The 8,352-nt window shown below is 43.9% G+C and carries 7 protein-coding genes and 1 riboswitch; of the genes, 5 read left to right on the top strand and 2 right to left on the bottom strand.

Features of this window, described 5'->3' with window-relative positions:
- Nucleotides 1–103: 103 nt before the first annotated feature.
- The 3 genes from AACQ17_RS04870 to AACQ17_RS04860 all read left to right on the top strand — a co-directional run bounded on the left by AACQ17_RS04870 (nucleotide 104) and on the right by AACQ17_RS04860 (nucleotide 3,475).
- Nucleotides 104–1,615, top strand: a complete 1,512-nt coding sequence (locus AACQ17_RS04870; protein WP_026027994.1) for a CoA-acylating methylmalonate-semialdehyde dehydrogenase — start codon at nucleotides 104–106, stop codon at nucleotides 1,613–1,615.
- A gap of 435 nt (nucleotides 1,616–2,050) precedes the next feature.
- On the top strand, nucleotides 2,051–2,155 hold the full coding sequence (locus AACQ17_RS04865; protein WP_017047611.1) for a hypothetical protein: 105 nt from the start codon (nucleotides 2,051–2,053) through the stop codon (nucleotides 2,153–2,155).
- Nucleotides 2,156–2,299: 144 nt separating this feature from the next.
- Nucleotides 2,300–3,475, top strand: coding sequence for a Gfo/Idh/MocA family protein (locus AACQ17_RS04860; RefSeq protein ID WP_094146953.1), 1,176 nt, complete (start codon nucleotides 2,300–2,302; stop codon nucleotides 3,473–3,475).
- A 92-nt stretch (nucleotides 3,476–3,567) separates the two neighbouring features.
- Here AACQ17_RS04860 and AACQ17_RS04855 read toward each other — a convergent pair whose 3' ends face one another.
- Nucleotides 3,568–5,049: a carboxypeptidase M32 gene (locus tag AACQ17_RS04855; protein WP_094146954.1), complete on the bottom strand. Its 1,482-nt coding sequence runs from the start codon at nucleotides 5,047–5,049 to the stop codon at nucleotides 3,568–3,570.
- A gap of 220 nt (nucleotides 5,050–5,269) precedes the next feature.
- Here AACQ17_RS04855 and AACQ17_RS04850 point away from each other — a divergent pair, with 220 nt between their 5' ends.
- A complete protein-coding gene (locus AACQ17_RS04850) occupies nucleotides 5,270–5,902 on the top strand; it encodes a LysE family translocator (RefSeq protein ID WP_013856840.1) in 633 nt (210 codons plus the stop codon).
- A 335-nt stretch (nucleotides 5,903–6,237) separates the two neighbouring features.
- On the opposite strand, the gene AACQ17_RS04845 is transcribed toward AACQ17_RS04850, so the two are convergent.
- A complete protein-coding gene (locus AACQ17_RS04845; RefSeq protein WP_017050528.1) occupies nucleotides 6,238–7,617 on the bottom strand; it encodes an alanine/glycine:cation symporter family protein in 1,380 nt (459 codons plus the stop codon).
- 123 nt (nucleotides 7,618–7,740) lie between these two features.
- Nucleotides 7,741–7,834: riboswitch (glycine riboswitch) on the bottom strand.
- 358 nt (nucleotides 7,835–8,192) lie between these two features.
- Between AACQ17_RS04845 and AACQ17_RS04840 the strand changes: the two genes are divergently transcribed.
- Nucleotides 8,193–8,351, top strand: coding sequence for a hypothetical protein (locus tag AACQ17_RS04840; RefSeq protein WP_010319274.1), 159 nt, complete (start codon nucleotides 8,193–8,195; stop codon nucleotides 8,349–8,351).
- The last annotated feature ends 1 nt before the right edge of the window (nucleotide 8,352 follow it).

Below are 8,352 nucleotides of genomic sequence, written 5' to 3'. Positions count from 1 at the left end.
CTATATGATGGGTTGTCGTTAGGACAGTTCAAAGAAGTACGGAATACGTAGTGACAGCAAAAGAATAATGATCTTCCAGTCAAGACAGCCGAAGGAGAAAACGATGGAAACGGTGCTGAATTTTATTAATGGTCAACGCAAAACAAGCCAGAGTGAGCGATTTTCTGCAATCTATAACCCTGCTACAGGTGAGCAAACCCGTCAGGTGCAATTAAGTCAAAAGGAAGATGTTATAGAAGCGATCAACGCTGCGGAAACCGCGTTTGCCTCATGGGCGAAAACCAGCCCGTTAAAACGTGCGCGGGTTATGTTTCGCTTTAAAGCGCTACTGGAACAGAATATGGTTCGCTTGGCTCGGATTATCTCTAACGAACATGGTAAAATTTATTCAGATGCGGTAGGTGAAGTGACTCGAGGACTTGAAGTGGTTGAGTTTGCTTGCGGTATTCCTCATCTACAGAAAGGGGAACACTCTGCTAATGTGGGTACGCATGTTGATAGCCATTCTTTAATGCAGCCACTCGGTGTCTGTGCTGGTATCACCCCATTTAACTTTCCGGCGATGGTGCCAATGTGGATGTTCCCCATTGCTTTGGCAACGGGAAATACCTTCATTTTAAAACCGTCAGAGAAAGATCCTAGCACAGCGTTAATTCTTGCTGAACTGCTCACCGAAGCGGGATTACCTGATGGGGTGTTTAATGTTGTGAATGGAGACAAAGAAGCGGTCGATATACTACTCACCGATCCGAGAATTCAAGCTGTCAGCTTTGTTGGCTCAACACCGATTGCCGAATATATTTATAGCACTGCCTCTGCTCATGGTAAGCGTTGCCAAGCATTAGGTGGTGCTAAAAACCACTGCATTTTGATGCCAGATGCCGATATTGATATGGCGACCAATGCGATTATGGGCGCGGCCTTTGGTGCTGCTGGAGAGCGTTGTATGGCACTTTCTGTCGCCGTAGTCGTCGGTGATGAAACGGCTGATCAATTAATTGAGCGACTACAACAAAAAATCGCCACCATGCGAGTTGGGCCCGGTTTGGTTGATAGCATAGAAAATGACATGGGGCCTGTGATCTCGGCACTGCATAAACAAAAAATTTGTGACTATATTCAATCTGGACAGGATCAGGGAGCTACCTTAGTTACCGATGGTCGAGATTGTTCAGTTGAAGGGTATAAAGCGGGCTATTTTGTTGGTCCAACGTTAATTGATTATGTTTCACCCGAAATGACTGTGTACCAAGAAGAAATTTTTGGCCCAGTGTTGTGCGTGGTACGGGTTGATAATTATCAAACCGCGTTAGAATTGATTAACCGCCATGAATACGGCAATGGTTCTGCTATTTTTACCCGCGATGGTGAAACTGCTCGCCAGTTTAGTGAAGAGGTCCATACAGGTATGGTTGGTATCAATGTGCCTATTCCAGTTCCTATGGCGTTCCACAGTTTTGGTGGCTGGAAGCGATCAATATTTGGGCCACTCAATGTCCATGGTCAAGATGGAGTGCGTTTTTATACCCGCATGAAAACCGTTACCAGCCGTTGGCCTACAAGCGTTCGGTTAGAGCAACATGCCAGCTCTTTCTCGATGCCAACGATGGATTGATTGGATTTTTTAATAGCTAAACCCCCAGCTAGGCTGGGGGTTTAGAAAAGCTTGACGAATATGGAGTCAAGCTTTTCCATTTCTGGAAGAGTTTTGATCATCTGCCGTATGCTTTTATAGCTTGGGTTTAGTGCATCTAATCCGCAATCTGCGGTCACTCTGGGTTAATTCATAGCCGATCAATGGGCTATTCCATGCCCCATACAGAACATCTTTTCATCATTAGTATCTTCCAGTTTACTGGCTGAAATTACGGGTTCTGCTCCTGGTGGGCTACGCATTGCTTTGGGTGTACTTGGCAATATTTATATTCAGCAAGCGGAACACTTAGGGAGCAGTCTAGAAGCGTTGCATCGAATTGCTTCGATTGCATGTAGTGGATTGAACTCATGATCTCACAATGATGCAGTGACTACATTGCTTAGCATTTGTGGCATGACACATCGAGATTCTTATGAAGATATTTTTGTGTGTAAATTAGCGATCCCCATTGTTGCCACGGGAGTGATGTTGATATTTGCGACGTTTGGCGTGGTGTAATGAGCGTTGGTTTCAAATAGGGAAAATAATTCGAATAAAAATTTCAAATGATCACACATTTGGAACTTTATATTTCATTAAATGAATTCTTCGCCGTATAGTAACCGTTGAGCTATACCCAAAAATAACTAGGAGAAACAACACATGTTTAATGAAGAGCAGCGATTCGAACTCCCTATCCGCTGGGGAATGGTTGGCGGTGGACGTGGTAGTCAAATTGGATATTCACATCGAAATGCGGCTGTACGGGATGGTCTATTTACTCTTGTTGCCGGTGCTTTTGACTTAGATGCACAGCGTTGTCAAGATTTTGGGAAGCAGATTGGTCTTGATCCAGCTCGCTGTTATTCCTCCTATCAAACGTTATTTGAACAGGAAGCCAGTCGGGAAGACGGTATCCAAGCCGTATCGATTGCGACGCCGAATTCAACACATTACGAAATTTGCAAAGCAGCCCTACAAGCGGGGTTGCATGTGGTGTGTGAAAAGCCGATTACCTTCACCAGTAAAGAGGCAGAAGAACTGAAGTCTATTGCAAAAGCTAAAGATCGTATGCTCGGCGTGATGTATGGTTATACCGGTTTTCCAATGGTGCATCAGGCACGAGAAATGGTTGAACGGGGAGATCTTGGTGAAATTCGAGTGGTTACAATGCAATTTGCTCATGGTTTCCATAATATTGAACATGAAAAAGATAATCCTGGTTTGAAATGGCGAGTGAGCCCAGAAGTGTCTGGCCCTACTTATGTGATCGGTGATATTGGTACCCACGCATTTTATTTATGTGAAATGATGACTGGACTGAAAGTAGACCGTCTCTCTTGTATGCGTCAAAGCTTCATTCCATCACGGGCTCCTTTAGAAGACAATGCCCATGTGATGATGGAATTTGAGGGTGGGGCTGTTGGGACTCTTTGGGCTTCTGCTGTCAATGCAGGCTCGATGCATCAACAAAAAATTCGAATTGTAGGAGAAAAGGCGTCAATAGAGTGGTGGGATGAGCACCCTAACCAGCTGCGTTATGAAATACAAGGTGAACCTGTTCGTATTTTAGATCGAGACATGGGCTACCTATACAAAGATGTGGCTGGTGTTGCCTCTAATCGGATTGGGGGTGGACATGCGGAAGGCTATTTTGAATCATGGGCAAATCTTTATCACCGCTTTGCTTTAGTAATGAATGCGATTGATCATGGTGATAAGCAAACGGCTCAGAAGATGTGGTATCCTGGTATTGACGCTGGAATTAATGGTGTTCGACTCTGCGAAAAATGTGTGGAGTCGGCAGATAACCAGTCTATTTGGGTCGATTTTTCTTAATTTATTTAGTTCGGAGGAAGTAGACTGCCAATTAAGTTTACCACAATATACGAGCCACTTCAGGGCGGCTCGTATATAGATAAATAACCGAACTAGAGGTAACGATTTTTTAAGTGAGTCTGAAAATGTACTGGATTCAGTGTTTCCCCAGTGGCCGCCTTAACCAGTTCATCGGTAGTGAATAGACTCGCTTTACTCCAGATATTGTCAGATAACCAATTGAAAATAGGAGTTAAATTGCCTGATTTGATGACACTGTCTACATCCACCGTTTTCTTCATTGCTGCCATAAACTGGGCCGCATACATAGCACCCAGCGTGTAACTAGGGAAGTAGCCAAAGCTTCCATCTGTCCAGTGGATGTCTTGCATACAGCCGTTTTGGTCATTTCCTTGGGTAGAAAGGCCGAGGTAAGCCTGCATTTTTTGATCCCATAGCTCAGGCACATCGGTATGTTTGATATGACCATTGATCAAATCACGTTCAATTTCATAACGTAAAATTACATGAGCTGGATAAGTCAGCTCGTCGGCATCGACACGAATAAAGCCTTTTTCAGCTCGAGTGTAGATCTTCTGGAAATTCGCTTGTGCAAATACTTTATCTTCACTACCTGAAAAATAGCGGGCGGCTAGGGTGGCTAAGTGCTCAATAAAGGGTTCACTGCGCCCCATCTGCATTTCAAAAAAGAGCGATTGAGATTCATGAATACCCATCGAACGCGCTTCTCCTGCTGGTGTACCTGCAAGATGTTTAGGCAAGCCTTGCTCATAACGTGCGTGGCCCGTTTCATGGACAATGCCCATTAGAGACTGAATAAACTCCGACTCATTATAACGAGTGGTGATCCGAACATCGGTTGGAACACCGCCGCAAAAAGGGTGAACGCTTTCATCAAGGCGACCGTGTTCAAAATCAAACTGAAGCAGTTTCATGACTTCTAAGCCTAGCGCCTTTTGCTTTTCAGCAGGGTAATGGCCAGTCGGTATGATTATCTCTTCGGCGCGTTGCTTCTCTATGACTTGATCGATTAATGTTGGCAGCCAAGTTTTAACATCGCTGAAAACAGCGTCCAATGATTGAGTTGTTGTACCCGGTTCGTAAAGATCGAGCATCGCATCATAAGGCGTTAAACCTGTAGCATCAGCGCGGATCTGCGCTTCTTGCTGTGAGAGTGTGACCACCTCAGCCCAGTTTTTCTCAAAACCGACCCAATCATTGTTTTTGCGTTGGGTACGCCAAGCATGTTCACACTTTGAACCAGCAAGAGATTTCGCTTGCACCAAAGCTTCAGGTAGTACGTTTGCCTGCTGCCAGTGGCGTTTGAGTTCACGCAGAGTTGCTTTTTGCTCATCGTCCAATGGCTCATTTTGTGCTTTATCAAACCATTCAGCCAATTGAGGTTGAGTATGTAAACTATGAATATGAACGGACAAGTGCGCCATCGCTTCCGAGCGAGCTTGAGCGCCGCCAGCAGGCATTACTGCGGCTTGATCCCAGCCACAAATAGCCGCTAAATGATTGAAATGTGAAATTTTCTTAGAATGTTGAACTAATTGATTGAATGCATCCATGGAATTAGCCTTCCGTGACGTAAAAGAGAAGTAAGTGTAGCAACCATTAAGTGTCTAACCAAGGCTATCCAAGTCAATCAAGGTGAAAGAGCGTGACCCAAACCGACAAGGCTGTGAGTATTTCATTATTTTCTTATCCAGTGAAAACTGTTAAAGACTTTATAAAAGAGCTCAGGTATAAAAAGGCAAACGATGACATTTCTTTTATACAAGGACGGGTATGTATATCCAAAACGTTGAAGCCTTTCTGATCGCAATTACTATATTAACGCTAACTCCAGGGCTAGATACGGCACTGGTGATTCGTAACACATCACGAGCTGGGTTCACTGACGGCAGCATAACAAGTTTGGGTATTTGCATGGGGTTATTTGTGCATGCGACCTTTTCCGCCGTCGGTATTTCGGCGATTTTGGCACAATCGGCCGAGCTGTTTCATGTGGTTAAAATGATTGGTGCGGCGTATTTAATTTGGCTGGGACTATCTAGCTTAAAAGCGTTGCTGAAAAATAGCCAAGGTATGCAGGTTACGGCCATTTCACACAGTGAATTTACGCTGAAGCGGTCATTGCGTGAAGGCTTTCTTTCCAATGTGTTGAACCCCAAAACGGCAGTATTTTATCTCGCATTTTTGCCGCAATTTATTAACCCAGAATATTCTCCGTTGTTGCAATCGCTTTTGATGGCTGCTATTCATTTTGTTATCGCTATGTGTTGGCAGTGCGGTTTAGCGGGCGCATTGAGCTTTGCAAAAAACTTACTCAAAAATGCGTCGTTTATGAAATGGATGGAAGGGACAACAGGCGTGGTTCTAGTTGCTCTGGGTCTAAAATTAATGCTTGAGAAAAGATAATTTAATCAATTAGTTGTAGGAGTTTTCTGAACAAAGCTAGAATGACATTTTTTTGAAGTTACTGCTTTAAATTTACGATATAAAACCTTGCATGGATTACGAGACATCACGTGTTGAGGGTAATTTGAATATATTGGTTATTTGTGCAGTTATCTTAGTGTGTTTTTTGTTGTTTCTGGAAGGATTAGCCTTGGGATACGGTGTTCCTACCTCGATAATCATTTTAGCTGTTTTAAACTTATCGTATTCTTGTTTGGATAAACAGATTAAAAAGCGGAAAAGACAGGCTTCAAACCGCAGGTAGGCGATTTAATGCCTACCTGCAATGTGGTTACTCAGTATTGAGTTTGAGGATTACGCGCCAAAGGCGCTGACTGTTTTTCAAAAAATAGCTTGGTCTCTTCAAGCACAATATGACGTAATGCGATTAATCCGATCAGATTAGGGATAGCCATTAAACCGTTAACGATATCAGCAATAATCCAAATCATATCAAGGTGCAAGAACGCACCTGATGCCACCAAACCGATAAAAATCAGCTTATAAGGCATTACTGCTTTGGTACCAAACAAAAATACCACGCAGCGCTCACCGTAATAGTTCCAGCCTAAAATCGTCGTAAAAGCAAAAAACATCAAACCAATGGAGACCATCATCGGGCCCAAGGTTTGCGCATTTAAGCCCACGGCAAATGCATAGGTTGTCATAGCGGCACCAGAAAAATCACTTTGCCATGCGCCAGTTAAGATCAGCGCAAGCCCGGTCATGGTGCAAATAATGATGGTGTCAAAGAAAGTACCAGTCATTGAAATCAACCCTTGTTTTACGCAAGAGTCAGTTTTCGCTGCCGCCGCGGCCATTGGCGCGCTGCCAAGACCAGATTCATTAGAAAATACACCGCGCGCAATCCCTGATTGAATCGCTAGCATGATGCTCGCTCCTAAGAAACCACCAGTAGCGGCTGTGGAAGTGAAGGCAGAAGTGATAACTAAACTGATGGCCGTGAGTAATTGATCGCTGTTGCTGATGATCACACTCAAACACGCAAGGATGTAAAAAAGGGCCATGGCAGGTACCACTTTCCCAGCCACTTTAGCAATTGATTGAATACCACCGACCGTGACAAATGCGACTAACAGCGTTAGAACCACTGCTGATATTTCGCGTGACACACCAAAAGAGATTTCAGTAGCATCTAAAATCGCGTTGACTTGTGGGAATGTACCAATGCCGAAACAAGCGACGCCGATGGCAAATAGGGCGAATAAAACCGCCAAAGTTCGCGAGCCCACGCCATATTGCAGGTAATACATCGGGCCACCAACCATTTGGCCTTTGTCATCCACTTGACGATACTTTACTGCCAGTAAACATTCAGCGTATTTGGTCGCCATACCAAACAGCGCGGCTAACCACATCCAAAATAGCGCGCCCGGCCCACCGAGCTTAATCGCTGTCGCTACGCCAACGATATTACCGGTTCCAATCGTCGCGGAAAGTGCGGTACATAAGGCGGCAAAGCTTGATACATCGCCTTGTTTACCGGCGTCTTTGTCTTTACTAAACACCATCTTAAGTGCGGTAGGTAAATGTCGAAATTGGATAAGACCGAGACGAAACGTAAAATAGATGCCTGTACCGACCAATAAAATTAAAAGTGGTGGTCCCCAGACAAAGTTGTCTATAGATTCAAGAATAGATTGCAGGTTGTTCATTAGTTCCCCTTAATAAAACGACAGTTAAGGAGAAGAGGGAAAGGGCAGTAATCTGAAAAGATCCCACAAAAAGATCACAGCAGGTCAGTGGTGAAGAAACCACACCTATTTATGATTGTAACTTTCCACTCCTCTGTCCTTTTGCCTGAGAGTTTCACCCCAAATAGGGTTTGCTCCTTCGGCGACCGATTAAACGGTTCTCTCCAGAGGTTCCTCCAACTACAGTCCTCGCCAGCTCTCATAAGAGAGAGCATTAGCACCTGAAAGATTTACTTCTTCGGCGAGCCTGTTTACTCATACTTTGAATAAACTAAGGCTACTCTCCTGCAGTCTTCATCGGAACTGATGATAAGTGCGCTTACCATCAAGGCGAGATATGTTACATAAAGCGTTTTTCAAGACAAGAAAAATTGTGCTTTTGATCTCAATTTTCTGCCGTTTGGTGGTTTGTTAACCATTTATAGACGTAAACGTAGGATGAGGGGTGAAAACTTTACGCTTGTTGTCGATTGTTCTACTTTTTTCTGACTTATCGCGTGTTATAAATGATATACACTACGTGAGAGGATAGGCTAATGACACGACTCATCACCATTATTTTATTGATCGCCATTGCTTTTATTTTTATTCGTTATCGTACCAACGAAAAGTTGCAAAAAGGTGTGGTGGTTTCTTTACTCACTGCTTTTGTCATTTATGCTGCCTCAATTGTGATTACTGAATTAACTCGCTGAG

Origin of the sequence: Vibrio sp. V10_P2A27P122 (assembly GCF_963874335.1) — a bacterium.
GTDB lineage: Bacteria > Pseudomonadota > Gammaproteobacteria > Enterobacterales > Vibrionaceae > Vibrio > Vibrio anguillarum.
Note: the sequence above shows the minus strand (reverse complement) of the source record. Positions and strands in the feature narration are given on the sequence as shown.

What these genes read in the sequence shown, in the direction of transcription:
- AACQ17_RS04870 (WP_026027994.1), top strand. Translation starts at nt 104, where the DNA reads ATGGAAACGGTGCTGAATTTTATTAATGGTCAACGCAAAACAAGCCAG.
- AACQ17_RS04865 (WP_017047611.1), top strand. Translation starts at nt 2,051, where the DNA reads ATGACACATCGAGATTCTTATGAAGATATTTTTGTGTGTAAATTAGCG.
- AACQ17_RS04860 (WP_094146953.1), top strand. Translation starts at nt 2,300, where the DNA reads ATGTTTAATGAAGAGCAGCGATTCGAACTCCCTATCCGCTGGGGAATG.
- AACQ17_RS04855 (WP_094146954.1), bottom strand. Translation starts at nt 5,049, where the DNA reads ATGGATGCATTCAATCAATTAGTTCAACATTCTAAGAAAATTTCACAT.
- AACQ17_RS04850 (WP_013856840.1), top strand. Translation starts at nt 5,270, where the DNA reads ATGTATATCCAAAACGTTGAAGCCTTTCTGATCGCAATTACTATATTA.
- AACQ17_RS04845 (WP_017050528.1), bottom strand. Translation starts at nt 7,617, where the DNA reads ATGAACAACCTGCAATCTATTCTTGAATCTATAGACAACTTTGTCTGG.
- AACQ17_RS04840 (WP_010319274.1), top strand. Translation starts at nt 8,193, where the DNA reads ATGACACGACTCATCACCATTATTTTATTGATCGCCATTGCTTTTATT.